Below are 19,870 nucleotides of genomic sequence, written 5' to 3'. Positions count from 1 at the left end.
CGTAGCCAAAGACAAAGCCGAAATCAGGCCCCCGGGGCTTGCGCTCGCTCTTCGCTTTGCGCAACAGGGGCAGGACAGGAGGCTGGTGTGGGTTTTGCGGGCGCTATGGTGGTGGCGATGGCGGTGGATGCCCTGCTGGGCTGGCCGTCAAGATTGTTTGCGCGGATCGGCCACCCCGTGACCTGGCTGGGCGGGCTGATCGCCGCCATCGATACCGGCTGGAATCGTGAATCTGATCCGCTGTGGTTTCGCCGCGTTGCCGGCGTCGCCGGCGCGCTTCTGGTGACTGCGCTCGCGATTGCGCTCGGTTGGCTGCTCCAATCCTTGCTTCCCTCAGGCTGGATCGGAATCGTGCTGGCCGGCATCCTGGCCTGGCCGCTGGTCGCCTTGCGCTCGCTGCATGATCATGTCGCGGCTGTCGCGAATCCTCTGCTGGGCGGCGACATCGCCACCGCGCGCGACGCGGTCGCGCGCATCGTCGGCCGCGATCCCGCCGCGCTCGATGAGGCCGGGATCGCGCGCGCGGCGATCGAGAGCCTCGCGGAGAACGCCTCCGACGGCATCGTCGCGCCGGTGTTCTGGGGTGCGCTGTTCGGCCTGCCCGGTATTTTGGGCTATAAGGCGATCAACACGCTGGACTCCATGATCGGCCACCGCAGCGAGCGCCACGAAGCCTTCGGCTGGGCCGCGGCGCGCATCGACGATCTCGCGAATTTCATCCCGGCCCGTCTGACCGGCTTTCTGTTCGTGCTGCTCGGGCCGCGGCGATCCGAGGCGCTGTCGTGCATGACGCGCGATGCGCGCCGCCATCGCTCGCCCAATGCCGGCTGGCCCGAGGCAGCGATGGCCGGCGCGCTCGGCGTGCGGCTCAGCGGCCCCCGAGTTCATCACGGCAGCCCGACCGATGAGCCCTGGCTCAATCAGGGCGCGCGCGATCCGCTTGCGGCCGACATCGTCGAGGGATTGACCGTCTACCGTCGCGCCATGCTGCTGCTCGCAGGCGTGCTTGCGATCCTGGCCTTCGCGTGAAAGAACGGGGCATGCGTGAGCACGGTGGAAATCTTGATCTGGCCCGGCAGCATTTTGGCGGACGCGCGGAGGACTGGATCGACCTGTCGACCGGGATCAACCGGCTGGCTTATCCGGTGGGCGAGATTGACGCGCATCATTGGCAGGCGTTGCCGTCGCGATTTCAGATCGACGCCCTGCATCAGGCGGCCCGGCACGCCTATCGCACAGGCGCGCCGATCGTCGCGATCGGCGGCGCACAAGCCGCCATTCAATTGCTGCCGCAACTCGCGCCGCGCGGCCGGGCGCCTATCCTCGCCCCGACCTACAACGAATATGCTCCTGTCCTGTCGGCTGCGGGATGGGAGGTCGAGGAGGTGAGCGCGCTCGATGCGCTGGCGGGGGCGAACCTCGCCATCGTCGTCAATCCCAACAATCCCGACGGCCGCCGTCACGCGCCGAAGGATCTGCTCGCGCTGCTGCCGCGCGTCGGTCATCTCGTTATCGACGAGAGTTTTGCGGATGCCGTTCCCGAACTCGCTGGCTTCGGAAGCAGGGCGGCCGGGTCTGCTGATCCTGCGATCCTTCGGCAAGTTTTATGGTCTTGCCGGGCTCCGGCTCGGCTTCGCGATCGGCCATGCAGATGACATCGGCAAGCTCGCGGCGGCGTCAGGTCCATGGCCGGTGTCGGGCGCTGCGATCGCGATTGGCTGTCGCGCCTTGCGTGATGACGTCTGGACCAAGGCGACGTCAGCTCGGCTTGCGCGGGACTGCCTTCGCCTCGACGATATCGCGCAGTCGCAAGGCTGGCGGCTGGTCGGCGGTACTCCGTTGTTTCGCCTCTACCAGACGCCGGATGCGCGTGCCGCGCAGGAAAAGCTCGCGCACCGCCAGATCTGGTCCCGCGTCTTCGCGCAAAACCCGACATGGCTGCGCCTTGGGCTTCCGGGGGCTGAGGCCGAATGGTCGCGCCTCGCCGAGGTCCAGCGCGCTAGCGCGAGCAATCCTTTGACGTCGAGATGTTGTTCGATGTGATCGGCCAGCGCATCGAGCGCGCTCTGACTCTGGCGTGATAGGGCTCGTCGCCCGCTTGAATGTCGAGCTTTGCAAGGAACGCCTTGCGAAACGCGTCCGACGTAAAGAGACCGTGCAGATAGCTGCCTTGCACGCGTCCATCGCGCGAGATCGCGCCTTCCGGCTCGCCGTTCAGTTTCGCGAATGGCCGCGCGCGATCGGCTCCGTCGGTGCGGCCGATATGGATTTCGTAGGCCTGGATCGGCTGATTCGTCGCCGCATGCACGGCCGTCACACGCGTCAGCGTCTTCTGCGGGCTCATCACCGTCTGGACATCCAGCAGGCCAAGGCCCGGCGTGTCGCCCGCGGGTCCCTCAATGCCATCGGGGTCGGCGACGCTGCGCCCGAGCATCTGGTAGCCGCCGCAGAGGCCGAGCACATGGCCACCCCGGCGGTGATGCGCGAGCAGATCGATGTCCCAGCCCTGGGCGCGCAGGAATCCCAGGTCGCCGCGGGTGGATTTTGAGCCGGGAATGATGACGAGCCTGACATCGCCGGGAATCGCTTCGCCGGGACGCACCATCACGAGATCGACACCCGGCTCGAGCTTCAGCGGATCGAGGTCGTCGAAATTGGCGATCCGCGACAGCGCGAGGCAGGCGATCTTGCATTGGCCCGGCTTGCGCGCGTCACTCAGGCCCAGCGCATCCTCGGCCGGCAGCTCGCCGGCGCGCGCGAACCAGGGCAGCACGCCAAAGCCGCGCCATGCGGTCTTCGCCGCGATCAGCCTGTAGCCGTCATCGAACAGTGTGGGATCGCCGCGGAACTTGTTGATGACAAAACCCTGGATCATCGCGGCATCGTCGGGATCGATTACGGTCTTGATGCCGACGAGTTGCGCGATGACGCCGCCGCGATCGATGTCGCCGACCAACACCACGGGAACATCGGCCTTGCGCGCAAAGCCCATATTGGCGATGTCGGCCTTGCGCAGGTTCACCTCCGCCGGGCTGCCGGCGCCTTCGACCAGCACGAGATCGGCGCGCGCCTTCAGCCGCTCAAAGCTCTCCAGCACCGCGCCCATCAGGGAAGGCTTCATGGCCGCATAGTCGCGTGCGCGTGCGGTGGCGATGCGCTTGCCCTGCACGATGACCTGCGCGCCGACATCGGTCTCGGGTTTCAGCAGCACCGGGTTCATGTCGGTGTGCGGCTCGACACCGGCGGCGAGGGCCTGCAGCGCCTGGGCGCGGCCGATCTCGCCGCCATCGATCGTGACGGCGGCATTGTTCGACATGTTCTGCGGCTTGAAGGGGAGCACGCGCAAACCGCGCCGCGTGAAGGCGCGCGCGAGCCCGGCGACGATGAGCGATTTGCCCACATCCGAGCCGGCTCCCTGGATCATCAATGCGCGCGCCATGCTTTTTTCAGAGCTTGGTGTCTTCAGAACTCGACGCCGGCCTGCGCCTTGATGCCGGAGCGGAACGGATGCTTCACCAGCGTCATCTCGGTGACGAGGTCGGCGATCTCGATCAGCTCGTCCTTGGCGTTGCGCCCGGTCAGCACGACATGCGTCATCGGCGGCTTCGAGGTCTTCAGGAAATCGACGACCTCGGCGATGTCCAAATAGTCGTAGCGCAGCGCGATGTTGATCTCGTCGAGCACGACCATGCGCAGATTGGAATCGAGAATCAGCTCCTTCGCCTTGGCCCAACCGGCGCGCGCGGCCGCGATGTCGCGGGCGCGGTCCTGCGTTTCCCAGGTAAAGCCTTCGCCCATCGCATGGAACTGGCAGAGCTCACCGAAATGGCTGGTGAGCAGGCGTCGCTCGCCGGTATCCCAGGCGCCCTTGATGAACTGCACGACCGCGCAGGGAAAGCCATGGGCGACGCAGCGCACGATCATCCCGAAGGCGGAGGAGGACTTGCCCTTGCCCGCGCCGGTGTGGACGATGACGAGGCCCTTTTCGCCGCTCTTGGTCGCCATGATCTTGTCGCGGGCGACCTTGATTTTCGCCATTTTCGCGGCGTGCCGGGCGTCGGTTTCCTCGGCCGTTTTTGTATCCGGTTCAGGCGTCATCGTACCCGGTCCTTCGGCTTGACAAGAGGCGGCCGGGGGCAAATGGTGACCCGGCGTTGGTTCCTGTCCTATGACAGGCGAAGAGGGAATGCGATAGGGTCCGAATCGGCAAGATTTGGGTCCAAACTGCAGCCGCCCCCGCGACCGTGACCGGAGAGATGCCCAAAGCCACTGATCCCCCTGGGGATCGGGAAGGCGGGGATCGAAGGGGAAACCCTGCTCCGCAAGCCGGGAGACCTGCCAGCGCGGACGATTTTTGAACCGGCGGACGGGGTGTTCCGCGACGGGGAAACGGGCTTTCGCAAGAACGGTTCGTGCGCCTCTTCGCCTCCCGCTGATACTTCTGGAAGAGGCGATGACCGTCACATTGCACGTCTGCATCACCTGCCGCGCCGGCCAAACGCTCGGCGAGGGTGAGGTCACGCCCGGCAAACGCCTGCACGGCGCGATCCTCGAAGCCGGCGTGCCCGACGGGGTCAATGTGGTTCCCGTCGAATGCCTGTCTGCATGCAGCCAAGGCTGCTCGGTCGCGCTCAGCGCGCATGGCCGCTGGTGCTATGTCTATGGCCGGCTGTCGGACGCCAACGCGCAAGACGTGGTCGCGGGCGCTGCCGCCTATGCCGCCGCGCCTGACGGCCTCGTGCCGTGGCGCAGCAGGCCTGAGATCTTCCGCAAGCAGTCGCTTGCCCGCATTCCCCCCATTGCCGTGTTGCCGGAGGCCGCCGAATGAACTCGCTCGCAAAAGTCCCTGTGACGGTGGTCACCGGCTTTCTCGGCTCCGGCAAGACGACGCTGATCCAGCATCTGCTCGCCAATCCCAACGGCAAGAAGCTCGCCGTGCTCGTCAACGAGTTCGGCAGCGAAGGCGTCGACGGCGAGATCTTGAAGTCCTGCGCCGATGCGAACTGCCCGGAAGAGAATATCGTCGAGCTCGCCAATGGCTGCATCTGCTGCACCGTCGCTGATGATTTCATTCCGACCATGGAGAAGTTGCTGTCGCGGCCCGTGCGGCCCGATCACATCCTGATCGAGACCTCGGGTCTGGCGCTGCCAAAGCCGCTGCTGAAGGCGTTCGATTGGCCGGAGATCCGCTCGCGGATCACGGTCGACGGCGTAATTGCGCTCGCCGATGCGGAGGCTGTCGCCGCCGGCCGCTTTGCGCCGGACCCGGATGCGGTCGAAGCGCAGCGCGCGGCGGACGAAAATCTCGATCATGAAACGCCGCTGTCGGAAGTGTTCGAGGACCAGATCGCCTGCGCCGACATCGTGTTGCTGACCAAGGCGGATCTTGCGGGCGCAGCCGGCATCGAGGCCGCCAGGGCCGCAATCATCGCCGAGATGCCGCGCCGCGTCCCGATGCTGCCGATCACCGACGGGGCCATCGATGCACGCGTCATCCTCGGCCTCGGCGCTGCCGCCGAAAATGATCTCGCCGCGCGCCCCTCGCATCATGATGGCGAGGAGGACCACGAGCACGACGATTTTGCCTCTGTCGTGATCGACCTTCCGGAGATCACTGACATCGATGCGCTGGTCACATCCGTCCAGAAGCTGGCGCGCGAGCAGAACGTGCTGCGCGTCAAGGGCTACATCGCGGTCGCTGGCAAGCCGATGCGCCTGTTGCTGCAAGCGGTCGGCGAGCGCGTGCGCCACCAGTTCGACAAGCCGTGGGGTGCGGGTCACCGTCAGTCGAAGCTCGTCGTGATCGGCGAGCACGGCGATATCGACGCGGCCGCGATCAAGGCGGGATTGGGAGTCTGATGCACGTCGTCTTCCGCGAGAGCCGCGGTCTCGAGGAGACCGCGACGCCAAGGACATCGGCCAGGATCCGGCCGATCTCGTGGTGCTCTCGTTCTCGGACTCCGATCTCGCGGCGTTCGCGGCCGGCTGGCGCCGCGGCCGCACCAGCTTGCCGTCACTGCGGCTGGCGAACCTCGCGGAGCTCCGTCATCCGCTCTCGGTCGATACCTATATCGAACGCACGCTGTCGCAGGCGCGCGGCATTCTGGTGCGCCTGATCGGCGGCGAGTCCTATTGGCCGTACGGGCTGGCGGCGCTGCAGCAACTGGCGAAGGATCGCCACATCGTGCTCGCGGTGCTGCCGGCCGATGGCCGTGACGACACGCGGCTCGACGCGTACTCCACCTTGCCCGTTTCGACGCTGCGCCGGCTGAAAGTGCTGTGCGACACCGGTGGTCCCGTCGCGGCGCAAGCCGCGATCGCGCAACTCGCGCTGGCATCGGGCCTTTACGCCGGGCCGATCGTCGGCGAGATGAGCGTTCCCGAGATGGGCTTTTACGATCCTGCACGCGGCGTGATCGCAGTGCCGGTTCTGAGCGGGAAGCCGCGCGCGCTGGTCGCGTTCTATCGCTCCTATCTCACTGCTGCCGACACGGGGCCGGTCGATGCGCTGATCGCGGCGCTGCGCGCGCAGGGGTTTGACGCTCAGGGTGTGTTCGTCACGTCGTTGAAGGCTGCAGGCGTTGCGGATTGGCTGAGGACGTACTTCGCGAACAATCCTCCGGCGGGATCGTCAATGCGACGGCGTTCTCGGCAATGGGCGACGACGGCACGACGCCGTTCGATGCGGCGTCATGTCCGGTGTTCCAGGTCGCGCTCATCGGCGCGCCGTGAGGATTGGGCCGAGTCGCTGCGCGGCCTGTCGCCGGGCGACCTCGCCATGCACGTGGTTCTGCCCGAGGTTGACGGCCGCCTGTTCGCGGGTGTGGTAAGTTTCAAGTCGGCTGCGATGCGGGATCCCGATCTGCAATTTTCGCATCTGGCCCATCAGCCGGATGAAGAGCGCGTCAAGGCTGTCGCCGCGCGCGCGGCGGCCTGGCGGCGGCTTGCGGAGACACCGGCCGCCGAGAAGCGGTTGGCCATCGTGCTCTCGAACTATCCCGGCCGTCCGCACCAGATCGCGCATGCGGTCGGCCTCGACGCGCTCGCCTCGGTCGAAGCGCTGGTGTCCGATCTCACTGAAGTGGGCTTCGATGTTGCGCCGGTTGAAGCGCTTGGCGCGACACTGCTCAAGCAGCAATCGACCTGGAGCGTCGCCGATTATCGTGCGGCGCTCTCGCGCCTTCCGCAATTGTTGCAGGACGATCTCGCGCAAGCCTGGGGTACGCCGGAGACCGATCCGAGCTGCCGCGACGGCGCGTTCCACTTCGCTGCGATCCGGTGCGGTCACTCGATCATCGCAGTCCAGCCGGACCGCGGCGATGCCACCACGCGCGATTCCGACTATCACGATCTCGCCCGTACGCCGCGCCACGTCTATGTCGCTTTCTATCTCTGGCTCCGGGAGCAGGGGATTGATGCCGTCGTGCATATGGGCGCGCATGGCACGCTGGAATGGCTGCCCGGAAAATCGGTGGCGCTGTCGCCGCACTGCTGGCCGGAAGCGCTGATCGGGGATCTGCCCCTGATCTATCCCTTCATCGTCAACGATCCCGGTGAGGCCGCGCAGGCCAAGCGCCGCGTCGGTGCCGTGACCATCGGCCATCTGCCGCCGCCGCTCGAGCAATCCGCGGTGCCGGAAGGCCTGCGCCGCCTCGAACACCTGCTCGACGAATATTCGACCGCTGATGGTCTCGATCCCGCCCGCCGCCAGCGCCTGATCGCCGCGATCCGCGACGAGGCGCGCGCGGCAGGTCTGGAAGACGATCTCGGCCTCGACGCCTCGGCCGCTCCGGCCGAAGCGATCCCGCGGATCGACCGCTTCGTCTGCGATCTCAAGGAAAGCCAGTTCGGTGATGGCCTGCACGTGTTCGGGCGCGGCGCCTGTGGCGAGGCGGAACGGGACGCATTGCGTGCCGCGCTTGCAGGCCAGCGCGTGGCGCCGGGCCCATCTGGCTCGCCCTATCGCGGACGCCAGGACGTGCTGCCGACCGGACGCAATCTCTTTGCCGTCGATCCGCGTGCGGTGCCGACGCCCTCAGCGCATGCGCAGGGGATAAAACTCGCCGAAGAGCTGCTGCGTCGTCATCTTCAGGACCACGGCGACTGGCCGAAAGGCTTCGTGGTCGATCTCTGGGGCTCGGCGACGATGCGCACCGCGGGCGAGGAGTTCGCGATGGCGCTTCATCTGGCCGGTCTCGCACCGCGCTGGGATCACGCCTCCGGCCGCGTCACCGGTTACGATATCGTTGCGCCGGCCGAGCTCGGCCGTCCCCGTATCGATGTCACCCTGCGCGTATCCGGCCTGTTTCGCGATGTCTTCGCAGGCCTTGCGCAATTGTTCGAAGCCGCCAGCGAGGCGCTGTCATCGCGCGAGGACGAGGGCGAGCAGAATCCGTATCGCCACCGCGTCTCGCGCGTGTTCGCGCCGCGTCCCGGACAATACGGCGTCGGCCTCTCGGCAATCCCCGATGCGTTCACGCCCGAGACGCGCGACGCCGCGGGAGAAGCCTGGCTGTCGGCATCCTCCTGGGCGTTCTCCGCCGATGGCGAGATCAAGCCCGATCGCACCGGCATCGAACAACGGCTCGCGTCTGCCGATGCTTTCGTCCACCTCCAGGATCTGCCGGAAACCGATCTGCTGCTTGCCGCCGATTATGCCGCGCATGAAGCCGGCGTCGCCGCAGCCGCCGCGCATCTCGGTGCGGCGCGGCCATCGCTCTATCATCTCGACACGACCCGCCCCGACGAGCCGCATGCGCGCACGCTGACCGAAGAGATTTCGCGCGTCGTCCGCGCGCGCCGCCAATCCGGCCTGGATCACCGGCATGATGCGTCACGGTTTTCGCGGTGCCGCCGAGATCACCGCGACGCTGGAGCATATGGCCGCCTTCGCGCATCTGGCCGGTGCCGTGCCGCCGCATCTGTTCGATCTCTACTACGATGCGACGCTCGGCGACGCCGACGTACGTGCCTTCATGGCGCGCGAAAATCCGGCGGCGCTTGCTGCGATGGAAGTTTGCTTCACGCGCCTGCACGAGGCCTCGCTCTGGCGGACACGCCGCAATTCGATCGCGGCTGCGCTGAAGGAGGCGTCATGAGCGCGGCTTCGGTAAAGGGCTGGTGTCCCGGCGCGCTGCGGCCGATGCAATCGGGCGACGGGCTCGTGATCCGCGTGCGCCCCTTCGGCGGCCGGCTCGATGCGGTACAGACCTCCGGGCTTGCGCATCTCGCCGAGCGCCACGGCAATGGTCTGATCGACGTGACCAGCCGCGCCAATCTCCAGATCAGGGGCGTCAGCGAGAGCAGCCACCGGTTGCTGCTTGACGGTCTTGCCCAACTGACGCTGCTCGACCCCGACGCCGATACCGAATCCCGGCGCAACATTCTGGTCACGCCGTTCTGGCGCGACGGCGACGACACCCAGGCGCTCGCGGCCGAGCTTGAAGAGGTTCTGGCGGACTCGATGCTCGCGCTTCCGACGAAATTCGGCTTCGCCATCGATGACGGCAAGTCACGCGTGCTCGCCGGCAATTCCGCCGACGTGCGGATCGAGCGTGACGCTGCAGGTGGTCTCATCGTGCGCGCAGACGGTGCCAGGCTCGGTCGCGCCGTCGCGCGCGGCGATGCCGTGGCGACCGCACTTGCTTTCGCAAGCTGGTTCATCGCTTCCGGTGGCGCCAGCGGTGGGCGCAGGCGCATGGCAGCGCATCTTGCGGCGGGCGCGGAACTACCTGAGCCGCTGCGCGGCGAGGCCGAGCCGGCGCCTATCATGGCAGCAGTGCGTCCCGGCCTTTATCCGCAGGGTGCCATGGTTGGCGTCGCCTTCGGGCAGATGCCGCACGCGACGCTCAATCAGTTCTCCGGTTGCGGGCATGCGCTGCGTATGACGCCATGGCGCATGCTCCTGAGCGAGGGCAAGCGGACGATGCCGACCGCTTCCGGCCTGATCACCGAGGCCTACGACCCGGCGCTGCGCGTCATCGCCTGCAGCGGGGCGCCGCGCTGCCGCGAGGCCCATGCCGACACCCGCGCCCTTGCCGCGGCGCTGGCACCGAACATCGGCGCGGCCGCGCGGCTTCACGTCTCGGGCTGCGCCAAGGGCTGCGCCCATTCCGGCGCGGCCGCGATCACGCTGGTTGCGACGGGAGCGGGATTCGATCTCGTACGCGGCGGGTCGACCCGTGACGAGCCGATCCTGCGCGGGCTCGACCGCGACGACATCCTACGCGACCCCTCCATCCTGATGGGAGGGCACTGATGCCGCATACTTACGAGACCGATGGTGCCGCGATCTACCGGCAGTCCTTCGCGACGATCAGGGCCGAGGCCGATCTGGCGCGCTTCACGCCTGATGAGGAGCAGGTCGTGGTGCGGATGATCCATGCCGCCGGCATGGTCGGCCTCGAGGCGCTTGTCCGTTTCACGCCTGATATGGCGACCGCCGCGCGCGCGGCGCTGCAGAAGGGCGCGCCGATCCTGTGCGATGCGCGTATGGTCTCGGAGGGAATTACGCGCGCGCGATTGCCTGCGGCCAATGCCGTGATCTGCACGCTCGGCGACGAAACCGTTCCCGCGCTGGCCCAATCCATGCGCAACACGCGTTCGGCCGCGGCGCTGGAGCTGTGGCGCCCGCATCTCGACGGGGCAATCGTCGCGATCGGCAATGCGCCGACGGCGCTGTTTCATCTGCTCAACATGCTGGAGGACCGCGACTGCCCGCGCCCTGCGGCGATCATCGGCTGCCCCGTCGGATTCGTCGGTGCCGCCGAATCCAAGGCCGCGCTGATGGCGAATCCGCCTACGCCGGCGCTGACGGTCGATGGCCGGCTCGGCGGCTCGGCGATTACGGTCGCCGCCGTCAACGCGCTCGCAAGCCGGAGCGAATAGCGATGGGACGCATCATCTGCTGCGGTCTTGGCCCCGGCGCCCCTGACATGATGAGCGTGCGCGCCGATCGGACCGTGCGCGGCGCGAAGCACGTCGCCTATTTCCGCAAGAAGGGCCGGCCCGGCCAGGCGCGGCGCATCGTCGAGGGCATGCTGGCCGCCGATGTCACCGAATATCCCATGGAGTATCCGGTTACGACCGAGATCGCTTTCGACAGCCCGGACTATGTCCGGCTGCTGGCCGGCTTCCACGACGAATGGGCCGAGCGCCTGGCGCGACTGGCGCGCGCCGTCGATGTCGTCGTGCTATGCGAGGGCGATCCATATTTCTATGGCTCCTTCATGCATCTGCACGCGCGCCTGCAAGGCCGCGTCGAGATCGAGGTGATCGCCGGCATTCCCGGCATGGTCGGCTGCTGGAACGGCGTCGGTCAGCCGATCGCGCTCGGCGACGACGTGACGACGGTGCTGATGGGTACGCTGGCCGAGGCCGAGCTCGAACGCCGCATGCGCGATTCCGATGCGCTCGTCGTCATGAAGACCGGCCGCAATCTCGCAAAGGTGCGCCGTGCGCTTGCGTCCGCCGGCCGGCTGGATGACGCCTGGCTGGTCGAGCGCGGCACCATGCCGGGCGAGCGCGTTGCGCGGCTGGCCGAGATCGACGCCGCCGACTGTCCTTACTTTGCGATCGTGCTCGTGCACGGCAAGGGCCGGCATCCGGACGCCGCCGAATGACGGGCACGCTGACCATCGCGGGCCTCGGCCCGGGCCATGATGCGCTGGTGACGCCGGAGGTTTCCGCGGCGCTCGCCGCCGCCACCGATATTCTGGGCTATGCGCCCTATGTCGCGCGTGTCCTGCCGCGGTCCGGTCTCACCCTGCATCCCTCCGACAACCGCGAAGAGCTGCAGCGCGCGGGCGAAGCGTTGCGTCTGGCTGCCGAAGGCGGCCAGGTCGTCATCGTCTCCTCCGGCGACCCCGGCGTGTTCGCGATGGCCTCGGCCGTATTCGAGGCGCTCGAGCAGGCGCCGCAATATCAGGAGCTTACGATCCGGGTGCTGCCGGGCATCACCGCGATGCTGGCGGCCGCCGCGCGCGCGGGTGCGCCGCTCGGCCACGATTTTTGCGCGATCAATCTCTCCGACAATCTCAAGCCCTGGGCGCTCATCGAGAAGCGGCTGAGGCTTGCCGCGGAAGCGGATTTTTCGATTGCATTGTACAATCCGCGCTCGGCGAGCCGGCCGGAAGGGTTTGGCCGCGCGCTCGCGGTGTTGAAATTGGCTGGCTGCGGCGAGCGCCTCGTGATCTTCGCGCGCGCGATCAGCGCGCCTGGCGAGAAGATCGTGACCGTGACGCTGAACGACGCCACGCCAGAGATGGCCGACATGCGCACGCTCGTCATCGTCGGCAATTCGCAGACGCGCCGTGTCGGCCGTTGGGTCTATGCGCCGAGGGGCGTGCGATGACCGAGCCACTGCATCACCTCTGCGACGGTTTCCACCCGCAGCCGCTCGGGCAATTGCGGTCGCGAGATCATGATTACGGGCAGGCCGAGCGTGCGGGCCGCATCGATCTTGGCGCGCGCGCCATCGCCGCCGGAATTGCGTGCCACAATCCATGCGATGGCCTGCGTGCGCATCATCTCCAATTCGCCATCAAGCGTGAACGGCCCGCGCGATACGATCACATCGGCAGCGAAGGGCAGGGGCGCTTCGGGCGGATCGACGAAGCGCAGCGTGTAGGCGTGCTGCGGCCGCGCCGCGAACGGCGCGATATGCTGGCGGCCGATGGCAAGGAATATTTGCGCGGGCGCTTCCGGCAGCGCGCCGACGGCGGTGGCGACGTCACCGACCTCAATCCACTTGTCGCCGGGCGCTTTGACCCAGGGCACGCGTTCGAGCGCAATCAACGGCGTACCGGTTTCTGCGCACGCTGCAACGGCATTGCGGCTCATCTCGGCCGCGAAGGGATGCGTGGCGTCGATCACATGCGTGATGCCTTTGCGCCTGATGTAGTCGGCAAGCCCGCCCGCGCCGCCGAAGCCGCCGATGCGGGTCGGCAGCGGCTGATCGGCAGGCGCGCGGGTGCGGCCGCCATAGGAATACACGGCGTCGATCCCCGCGCGTGCGATCTCCGCAGCGAGCAGGCTCGCATCGGCAATTCCGCCCAATATAAGGGCGCGCATCATGGCTGATCCCTGGCTGACCATCATCGGTATCGGCGAAGATGGCCTTGCCGGGCTGTCCGACGCAAGCCGAAAGGCGCTAGCCAGCGCGGAAACCGTGTTCGGCGGTGAGCGCCATCTCGCGATTGCAGACGTGGGAAGCCGCGGCCGCGCGTGGCCGGTGCCGTTCGACGCTGACATCGTGCTGAGCTGCCGCGGCCGGCCGACGGCGGTGCTGGCCTCCGGCGATCCGTTCTGGCATGGCGCCGGTGCGGGCCTTGCCGAGAAGTTGGCGGTTGGTGAGTGGATCGCGTACTCCGCGCCATCGACTTTCTCGCTCGCCGCCGCGCGGCTGGGCTGGCGGCTCGAATCGGTTGCCTGTCTCGGGCTTCATGCTGCGCCATTTGAGCGTCTCGTGCCGCATCTGGCGCCGCGCGCGCGGATCATTTGTCTCGTGCGTGATGGCAAGGCCGCCGCCGATCTTGCAAAGTGGCTTAGCGAGCGCGGATGGGGCGCGTCGGCATTCTGGACTCTCGCCGCGCTCGGCGGACCGCATGAAAGCGTCGGTGAGCATCGCGCTGAGAGCTATACACTCGCTTCCACGGGAAACCTGGTTGCGGTGGCGCTGGAGGCGAGAGGCGCGGATGGTCTGCCGCGCAGTTCGGGCCTGCCGGACATTCGCTTCGCTCACGACGGCCAGATCACCAAACGTCCGGTGCGCGCGCTCGCGCTCGGCGCTGGCCCCGCGTCCCGGCGAGCTTCTGTGGGACATCGGCGCCGGCTCAGGCTCGATCTCGGTAGAATGGGCATTGGGCGGCGGGACGGCGATCGCCGTCGAAACGCGCGAGAATCGCGCTGTGAATATCCGCAGCAATGCGGCGGCCTTCGGGCTGGCGCATCGGATCACCGTCGTCACGGGAATGGCGCCCGAGGCTCTCGCCGCGCTGGACCCACCGGATGCCGTCTTCGTCGGCGGCGGTCTCGACATCGCCATGTTTGACGCCATTTGGTCGCGCATCGGGCCAAACACGCGGCTCGTCGCGCATGCCGTCACGCTGGAGACTGAAGCGCTGCTCGGCGAATTGCACCGGCAGCATGGCGGCGAGCTGATGCGGGTCGAGATTGCGCATGCCGCTCCGCTCGGCCGCTACCGTTCCTGGGAGGCGGCGCGACCGGTGGTGCAGTGGAGTGCGGTCCGATGAAGGTCGCCGGGCTCGGATTCAAAAAGGATGTCACGCTGGACTCGTTGCGCGAAGCGCTTGTGGCGGCTGGCGGTCCCGATGGTCTCGCGGCCGTGGCAACCGTCAGCGACAAGGCTGACGCAGAGGCGTTGAAACTGCTCGCGCGCGAGTGCGGCGTGCCGATCAAGGCAGTCCCGGCCGAAGTGTTGGCCGGCATCGCGACGCCGACACAGTCAAAACTCATCACGGAAAAATTCGGTACGGGATCGCTCGCCGAAGCGGCAGCGCTGGCCGCCGCCGGTCCTCGCGCGCGGCTCATCGCAACGCGCGCGGTCTCGCAGGATGGCACCGCGACTGCAGCGATCGCGGAGGAGACGGCCCATGACCGTGCATTTCATCGGCGCCGGGCCGGGCGCCGCCGATCTTCTCACCCTGCGCGGGCGCGATTTGATCGCGGCCTGTCCGGTCTGCCTCTATGCGGGCTCGCTGGTGCCCGAAGGTGTGCTGGCGCATTGCCCGCCCGGCGCACGCATCGTCAACACTGCGCCGCTGTCGCTCGACGAGATCATCGCGGAGATCTCGTTCGCGCATGCGGATGGCAAGGACATCGCGCGGCTGCATTCCGGTGACCTCTCGATCTGGTCGGCGATGGGCGAGCAACTTCGCCGTCTCCGCGCGCTCGGCATTCCCTTCACCGTCACGCCCGGCGTGCCCTCATTCTCCGCTGCTGCGGCGGCACTCGAAGCCGAGCTGACATTGCCCGGCCTTGCCCAGACGGTGGTGCTGACTCGCACGCCGGGCCGCGCCAGCGCGATGCCCGAGGGCGAGAAGCTCGCGGCATTCGCCGCGACCGGCGCGGTGCTCGCCATCCACCTCTCGATCCATCTGCTCGACAAGGTCATTGCCGAGTTGACGCCGCATTACGGCCCGGATTGCCCGGTCGCCATCGTCTGGCGCGCGAGCTGGCCCGACCAGCGCATCGTCCGTGCCACGCTCGCAACGCTCGATGCAGCGGTAGCTGCCGAGATGGAGCGCACCGCGCTGATCCTGGTCGGCAAGACCATCGGCGCTGCGGATTTCGACGAGAGCCGCCTCTACGCGGCCGACTATGACCGCCGCTACCGGCCTGTCGGCGCCGAACCGCGTTTTCCGGAGGCGTCGTGATGCCGGCGGGCCTCGTCATCTCCGCGCCCGCCTCCGGCGTCGGCAAGACCACGCTGACGCTCGCGCTTGCGCGTGCCTGGCGCAATCGCGGATTGCGCGTGCAGTGCTTCAAGAGCGGTCCCGACTATATCGATCCGGCCTTCCATGCCGCCGCCACGGGCCGCGCCTCCGTCAACGTCGACAGCTGGGCGATGGACCGCGCCACGATCGCGCATCTCGTCGGCCGGAGCACTGATGCCGATATCGTGCTGGCCGAGGGTTCGATGGGCCTGTTCGACGGCGTCGCCGCGCGCGGCGTCTCCGGCACCGGCGCCACCGCCGACATCGCGGAGATGCTGGGCTGGCCGGTGGTGCTGGTGATCGATCCCTCAGGACAAGCGCAAACGGCGGCGGCGATTGCCGCTGGCATGCGCGACTATCGCCCCGGCGTGCGCCTTGCCGGCGTGGTGCTCAACCGCGTCGCGAGCGCCCGTCACGAGAACCTCGTGCGTCGCGCGCTCAATGACGCCGGGATCGCCGTGTTCGGCGCGCTGCCGCGCCATGCCGAGATCAGCCTGCCGAAGCGGCATCTCGGCCTGGTGCAGGCCGAGGAGCAGGCCGAGATCGGAAAGCTGATCGACGAGGCCGCGCGCTTTGTCTCGGAGCATGTCGATCTCGATGCGGTGCTGCGATCCGCGGCCGGGTGGTCTGTGCAACCATCGGCGAACGGCCTGAACGTGACGCCCCCGGGCCAACGTATTGCGCTCGCCCGCGATGCCGCCTTCTCCTTCGTCTATCCGCATATGCTGGAAGCCTGGCGGGCGGCCGGTGCGGAGATCACGACGTTCTCGCCGCTGGCGGATGAAGCGCCCGACGCGAGCGCCGACGTATGCTGGCTGCCCGGCGGCTACCCCGAACTTCATGCCGGCAAGATCGCCGCCAATGCGCGCTTCCGCAACGGCCTACGCGCCTTCGCCGAGACGGGACCCGTGCATGGCGAATGTGGGGGCTACATGGTGCTGGGAACCGCTTTGATCGATGCCGACGCTATCAGTCACGAGATGACGGGCGTGCTCGGACTGGAGACGAGCTTTGCCAAGCGCCGGATGCATCTGGGTTATCGTCTCGCCGCGCTCGCTGCGCCGATGCCGGGCCATCAGGTTGGTGCGCGCCTGCGCGGTCATGAATTCCACTATTCGACGATCGTCGCCCAGCCCGATACGCCGCTGGCGGTCGTGCACGACGCAACAGGCTCCGTCATCGCCGAAACCGGCTCGCGGCGCGGCAATGCGACTGGCACGTTCTTCCATCTGATCGCGGAGGACCGGTGAGCGGCTTTGTCTCCTTCATTTCCGCCGGGCCCGGCGACCCTGAATTGCTCACCCTTAGGGGCGCCGCGCGGCTGCGCGGGGCAGACGTCGTGCTCTATGACGATCTCGCCTCGGGCGCGATCCTCGATCTGGCGCGCCCAGGCGCCAATCTCGTCGCGGTGGGGAAGCGGGCCGGGCGGCCCTCAACCAAGCAACACCACGTCAACCGTTTGCTGGTCGACTACGCTGCCACGGGCGTGCGCGTGGTTCGGCTCAAGTCGGGCGACGCCGGCATTTTCGGCCGGCTCGAGGAGGAGCTGGAGACGCTGCGTGAGGCCGGCATCCGCTACGAGATCGTTCCCGGCGTCACTTCGGCTTGCGTTGCCGCCGCGCAGGCCGGCATTCCCCTGACCCGCCGCCACACCTCGCGCCGGGTGCAGTTTGTGACGGGCGCCGATGTCACCGGCGGGCTGCCGCAGAATTTGAACTGGGCGGCGCTGGCCGATCCTGACGCGACGACCGTCGTCTATATGGGCCGGCGCACCTTTCCGGCGTTGGTCGCGAAATTGATCGAGCACGGGCTCTCGCCGAATACGCCGGCGCTGTTCGCCGAGTCCCTCGGCCGTGCCGACGAGCGGCTGATGCGCACCACCATTGCCGAGCTTGCCGAGCAACTCGCGCGCGGCGGTGCGGCTTCCACCGCGGCCGTGATCGTGTTCGGCGCGCTGGCGGAGGGCGGATCGTCATGATGACGCTCTCCCTGATCGGCATCGGTTGCGGCGATCCCGGGCAGCTCACGCGCGCTGCGATCGACGCGATAAATGCCGCCGATCTCGTTTTGATCCCACGCAAGGGGGGCGGCGAAATCCGACCTTGCCGATCTCAGGCGGACGATTTGCGCCGATGTGCTCACCAACGACACCACGCGCATTGCCGAGTTCGATCTGCCCATGCGCGACGCGGGTGAGGCCGATTACCACAAGGGCGTGGACGATTGGCACGACGCGGTTGCCGCGGCCTGGTCGCAGGCGATCGCGGATCATCCCGGCGGTAACGGCAAGGTCGCGCTGCTGATCTGGGGCGATCCTCGCTATACGATTCCTCGCTGCGCATCGCGCGGCGGCTCGATCCATTGCCTGATATCGAGGTCGTGCCCGGCATCACCTCGATCCAGGCGCTGTGCGCGGCGCATGCGCTGCCGCTCAATGACATCGGCGAGCCGTTTCTGGTGACGACGGGACGCCGCCTGCGCGAAGGCGGCTGGCCGGCAGGCGTCGATACGGTCGTCGTGATGCTCGACGGCGGCACAGCGTTCCAGTCGCTCGATCCCGAAGGGCTTCACATCTGGTGGGGCGCCTATCTCGGCATGGCCGATCAAATCATCATGTCCGGCGCGCTGGCCGAGGTCGGGGCGCACATCGTCGCTGCCCGAACAAGGCGCGCGAGCGGCACGGCTGGATCATGGACAGTTACATTCTCAAGCGCAGGCCGTAAGCGAGGCAGCATGCTCCCTGAATGGGTCACCCGGAAATGTCCCGAGATCTCCGCCCCTCATCGCGAGGCCGCGATCGCACGGCAGGCGGAACTGACAAAGCCGACCGGCGCGCTGGGGCGGCTGGAGCAGCTCGCGATCGAGCTTGCCGGCCTGCAGGCGACTGAACGTCCCCGGGCCGCACGTGCGCCGATCGTCATCTTCGCCGGCGATCACGGCATCGTCGCGCAGGGCGTGTCGGCCTATCCGCAGGCCGTGACCATTGCCATGATGGCGAACTTTGCCTCCGGCGGTGCCGCGATCTCGGTGCTGGCGCGCGAGCTCGGCTCGAACCTGGAGGTGGTCGATGCCGGAACGCTGGCGGAGGCGGCGATGCCTGGTATCTTCACGGACAAGCCGCGTCACGGCACCCGCGATTTCAGCGTCGACGCTGCGCTCACGCCCCCCGAGCTGGCATTCGCCTTCGAGGCCGGCCAACGCGCAGTGGCGCGGGCGCGGGCCGATAAGCCAGATCTCCTGATCTTCGGCGAGATGGGCATCGGCAACACCACGAGCTCGGCGGCGATCGCCTCTAGCCTGCTCGGCATCAGCGCCGAAGAAATCGCAGGCACGGGCACCGGCGTCGATGCAGCGGGCCGTGAGCACAAGGCGCGCGTGATCGATGCGGCGATCGCGCGTCATGGCGTTGCGGGTGGTTCGCCCGAAAAGATCCTGTGCGCCGTGGGCGGCCTCGAGATCGCGGCGATCTCCGGCGCGATCATTGCGGCCGCGCAGGCGCGCATTCCCGTGCTGATCGACGGTTTCATCGTTTCGGTTGCCGCGCTTGCGGCCGTGCGGCTGAACCCGTCGTGCCAGCCGTTCCTGTTGGCATCGCATCAATCGGCGGAGCAGGGGCATCGGCTGGTGCTACGCGCGCTGAACGTGCAGCCGCTGATCAGCCTCGACCTCAGGCTTGGTGAGGGATCGGGCGCCGCGATCGCGCTGCCGCTGGTGCGATCGGCCTGCGCGCTTCACAACGAGATGGCGACGTTCGCGCAGGCCAATGTGCCGGACCGGCCTGCTTGATCAGGCCACGCGCTGATTGACCGAGACGACGCGCCAGCCGGTCGCGAGCCGATCGATCCGGGTCAGCGACATCGGATCGATCACAAAGCGCAAGGCCGCCTGCGGCGTCAGTTCCAGTGCGATGCAGAGCGCGGCACGGATGGTGCCGGAATGCACGACGAGCGCCGCGTGACCTGTGCCGATCCGCGCGAGCCCCAGCCGGACCCGCGCGACCTGATCCTCAAAGCTCTCGCCGCCTGGCGGCCGTCCGCGCGCCGGATCGCTCCAGAATCGCGCATAGGCCTCGCCTCCGTGAATTGCGAGATCGTCATGCCGGCGGCCGGTCCAATCGCCAAAATCCTGCTCGCCGAATTCGGTCAGCCACTCGGGCTCGAGCCCCAGCGCGCGCGCCGTCTCGACCGTGCGTCGCGCCGGGCTGGCATAGCTCGCCGCATCCCGCGGCAGCAACCGGCGCAAGGCCTCCAGGTGCACGCCATCGTCGAGATCGGCCGGCGCGTCGGCGGCGTGGATCGTCCCTGCTATGCCGTCGACGCGGGCATGCCGTATCAGCCAGAGGAGGGTCTCGCCTTCCATGCTCATCTCCAAAGAAGTTGGTCGCTGCGGCAATAACGACGCAGCTTGTACATTGA

At 67.7% G+C, this 19,870-nt stretch carries 14 protein-coding genes, 5 pseudogenes and 1 riboswitch; of the genes and pseudogenes, 15 read left to right on the top strand and 4 right to left on the bottom strand.

Annotated elements, in window-relative coordinates:
* The first annotated feature begins 87 nt into the window (after nucleotides 1-87).
* The gene (gene cbiB, locus ACTGJ9_RS30785) at nucleotides 88-1,029 is read left to right on the top strand and encodes an adenosylcobinamide-phosphate synthase CbiB (RefSeq protein ID WP_456674116.1); all 942 of its coding nucleotides are present in this window, start codon (nucleotides 88-90) and stop codon (nucleotides 1,027-1,029) included.
* A 116-nt stretch (nucleotides 1,030-1,145) separates the two neighbouring features.
* Nucleotides 1,146-2,043: pseudogene (locus tag ACTGJ9_RS30780) on the top strand (threonine-phosphate decarboxylase).
* On the opposite strand, the pseudogene ACTGJ9_RS30775 reads toward ACTGJ9_RS30780, so the two are convergent.
* Nucleotides 1,995-3,439 (bottom strand): annotated as a pseudogene (locus ACTGJ9_RS30775) (cobyric acid synthase); the annotation flags it as partial. The pseudogenes ACTGJ9_RS30780 and ACTGJ9_RS30775 overlap by 49 nt on opposite strands.
* Before the next feature lie 23 nt (nucleotides 3,440-3,462).
* On the bottom strand, nucleotides 3,463-4,098 hold the full coding sequence (cobO, locus tag ACTGJ9_RS30770) for a cob(I)yrinic acid a,c-diamide adenosyltransferase (protein WP_456674115.1): 636 nt from the start codon (nucleotides 4,096-4,098) through the stop codon (nucleotides 3,463-3,465).
* Nucleotides 4,099-4,138: 40 nt separating this feature from the next.
* Nucleotides 4,139-4,357: riboswitch (cobalamin riboswitch) on the top strand.
* 96 nt (nucleotides 4,358-4,453) lie between these two features.
* Between cobO and ACTGJ9_RS30765 the strand changes: the two genes are divergently transcribed.
* The 6 genes from ACTGJ9_RS30765 to cobJ all read left to right on the top strand — a co-directional run bounded on the left by ACTGJ9_RS30765 (nucleotide 4,454) and on the right by cobJ (nucleotide 12,352).
* Complete coding sequence (locus ACTGJ9_RS30765) at nucleotides 4,454-4,828, top strand: DUF1636 family protein (protein ID WP_456674114.1); 375 nt, start codon at nucleotides 4,454-4,456, stop codon at nucleotides 4,826-4,828.
* Nucleotides 4,825-5,859, top strand: a complete 1,035-nt coding sequence (gene cobW / locus ACTGJ9_RS30760; RefSeq protein WP_456674113.1) for a cobalamin biosynthesis protein CobW — start codon at nucleotides 4,825-4,827, stop codon at nucleotides 5,857-5,859. Before ACTGJ9_RS30765 ends, cobW begins: the two co-directional genes overlap by 4 nt.
* Before the next feature lie 79 nt (nucleotides 5,860-5,938).
* Complete coding sequence (gene cobN / locus ACTGJ9_RS30755; protein ID WP_456674112.1) at nucleotides 5,939-10,258, top strand: cobaltochelatase subunit CobN; 4,320 nt, start codon at nucleotides 5,939-5,941, stop codon at nucleotides 10,256-10,258.
* Complete coding sequence (locus ACTGJ9_RS30750) at nucleotides 10,258-10,887, top strand: precorrin-8X methylmutase (protein WP_456674111.1); 630 nt, start codon at nucleotides 10,258-10,260, stop codon at nucleotides 10,885-10,887. Before cobN ends, ACTGJ9_RS30750 begins: the two co-directional genes overlap by 1 nt.
* Nucleotides 10,888-10,889: 2 nt before the next feature.
* Nucleotides 10,890-11,621 carry a precorrin-2 C(20)-methyltransferase gene (locus ACTGJ9_RS30745; protein ID WP_456674110.1) on the top strand — a complete coding sequence of 244 codons (732 nt, stop codon included), beginning with the start codon at nucleotides 10,890-10,892 and terminating at the stop codon, nucleotides 11,619-11,621.
* Complete coding sequence (gene cobJ / locus ACTGJ9_RS30740; RefSeq protein ID WP_456674109.1) at nucleotides 11,618-12,352, top strand: precorrin-3B C(17)-methyltransferase; 735 nt, start codon at nucleotides 11,618-11,620, stop codon at nucleotides 12,350-12,352. Before ACTGJ9_RS30745 ends, cobJ begins: the two co-directional genes overlap by 4 nt.
* Here the strand turns inward: cobJ and ACTGJ9_RS30735 are convergent.
* The gene (locus tag ACTGJ9_RS30735; RefSeq protein WP_456674108.1) at nucleotides 12,328-13,074 is read right to left on the bottom strand and encodes a cobalt-precorrin-6A reductase; all 747 of its coding nucleotides are present in this window, start codon (nucleotides 13,072-13,074) and stop codon (nucleotides 12,328-12,330) included. The genes cobJ and ACTGJ9_RS30735 overlap by 25 nt on opposite strands.
* Here ACTGJ9_RS30735 and cbiE point away from each other — a divergent pair.
* The 7 genes and pseudogenes from cbiE (at nucleotide 13,073) to cobT (ending at nucleotide 19,241) form a co-directional block, all read left to right on the top strand.
* Nucleotides 13,073-14,252 (top strand): annotated as a pseudogene (cbiE, locus tag ACTGJ9_RS30730) (precorrin-6y C5,15-methyltransferase (decarboxylating) subunit CbiE). The gene ACTGJ9_RS30735 and the pseudogene cbiE overlap by 2 nt on opposite strands.
* A pseudogene (locus ACTGJ9_RS30725) lies at nucleotides 14,249-14,602 on the top strand (cobalamin biosynthesis protein); the annotation flags it as partial. The pseudogenes cbiE and ACTGJ9_RS30725, both read left to right, overlap by 4 nt.
* 10 nt (nucleotides 14,603-14,612) lie before the next feature.
* Nucleotides 14,613-15,395: a precorrin-4 C(11)-methyltransferase gene (cobM, locus tag ACTGJ9_RS30720; RefSeq protein WP_456674107.1), complete on the top strand. Its 783-nt coding sequence runs from the start codon at nucleotides 14,613-14,615 to the stop codon at nucleotides 15,393-15,395.
* Nucleotides 15,395-16,705: a cobyrinate a,c-diamide synthase gene (locus ACTGJ9_RS30715; RefSeq protein ID WP_456674106.1), complete on the top strand. Its 1,311-nt coding sequence runs from the start codon at nucleotides 15,395-15,397 to the stop codon at nucleotides 16,703-16,705. The genes cobM and ACTGJ9_RS30715 overlap by 1 nt, the downstream gene beginning before the upstream one ends.
* Nucleotides 16,702-17,433 (top strand): uroporphyrinogen-III C-methyltransferase, encoded by a 732-nt coding sequence (cobA, locus tag ACTGJ9_RS30710; RefSeq protein ID WP_456674105.1) that lies wholly within the window; start codon nucleotides 16,702-16,704, stop codon nucleotides 17,431-17,433. The genes ACTGJ9_RS30715 and cobA overlap by 4 nt, the downstream gene beginning before the upstream one ends.
* A pseudogene (cobF, locus tag ACTGJ9_RS30705) lies at nucleotides 17,430-18,178 on the top strand (precorrin-6A synthase (deacetylating)). The gene cobA and the pseudogene cobF overlap by 4 nt, the downstream one beginning before the upstream one ends.
* Before the next feature lie 10 nt (nucleotides 18,179-18,188).
* On the top strand, nucleotides 18,189-19,241 hold the full coding sequence (cobT, locus tag ACTGJ9_RS30700; protein ID WP_456674104.1) for a nicotinate-nucleotide--dimethylbenzimidazole phosphoribosyltransferase: 1,053 nt from the start codon (nucleotides 18,189-18,191) through the stop codon (nucleotides 19,239-19,241).
* On the opposite strand, the gene ACTGJ9_RS30695 is transcribed toward cobT, so the two are convergent.
* Nucleotides 19,242-19,814, bottom strand: coding sequence for a histidine phosphatase family protein (locus ACTGJ9_RS30695; RefSeq protein ID WP_456674103.1), 573 nt, complete (start codon nucleotides 19,812-19,814; stop codon nucleotides 19,242-19,244).
* Between the last annotated feature and the right edge of the window lie 56 nt (nucleotides 19,815-19,870).

The sequence above is a fragment of the Bradyrhizobium sp. RDM12 genome (assembly GCF_051917485.1).
GTDB lineage: Bacteria > Pseudomonadota > Alphaproteobacteria > Rhizobiales > Xanthobacteraceae > Bradyrhizobium.
This window is presented reverse-complemented; position numbering and strand designations above follow the sequence as displayed.

What these genes read in the sequence shown, in the direction of transcription:
- ACTGJ9_RS30745 (WP_456674110.1), top strand. Translation starts at nt 10,890, where the DNA reads ATGGGACGCATCATCTGCTGCGGTCTTGGCCCCGGCGCCCCTGACATG.
- ACTGJ9_RS30765 (WP_456674114.1), top strand. Translation starts at nt 4,454, where the DNA reads ATGACCGTCACATTGCACGTCTGCATCACCTGCCGCGCCGGCCAAACG.
- cobO (WP_456674115.1), bottom strand. Translation starts at nt 4,098, where the DNA reads ATGACGCCTGAACCGGATACAAAAACGGCCGAGGAAACCGACGCCCGG.
- cobM (WP_456674107.1), top strand. Translation starts at nt 14,613, where the DNA reads ATGACCGTGCATTTCATCGGCGCCGGGCCGGGCGCCGCCGATCTTCTC.
- ACTGJ9_RS30695 (WP_456674103.1), bottom strand. Translation starts at nt 19,814, where the DNA reads ATGGAAGGCGAGACCCTCCTCTGGCTGATACGGCATGCCCGCGTCGAC.
- ACTGJ9_RS30750 (WP_456674111.1), top strand. Translation starts at nt 10,258, where the DNA reads ATGCCGCATACTTACGAGACCGATGGTGCCGCGATCTACCGGCAGTCC.
- cobT (WP_456674104.1), top strand. Translation starts at nt 18,189, where the DNA reads ATGCTCCCTGAATGGGTCACCCGGAAATGTCCCGAGATCTCCGCCCCT.
- ACTGJ9_RS30735 (WP_456674108.1), bottom strand. Translation starts at nt 13,074, where the DNA reads ATGATGCGCGCCCTTATATTGGGCGGAATTGCCGATGCGAGCCTGCTC.
- cobJ (WP_456674109.1), top strand. Translation starts at nt 11,618, where the DNA reads ATGACGGGCACGCTGACCATCGCGGGCCTCGGCCCGGGCCATGATGCG.
- cobW (WP_456674113.1), top strand. Translation starts at nt 4,825, where the DNA reads ATGAACTCGCTCGCAAAAGTCCCTGTGACGGTGGTCACCGGCTTTCTC.
- ACTGJ9_RS30715 (WP_456674106.1), top strand. Translation starts at nt 15,395, where the DNA reads ATGCCGGCGGGCCTCGTCATCTCCGCGCCCGCCTCCGGCGTCGGCAAG.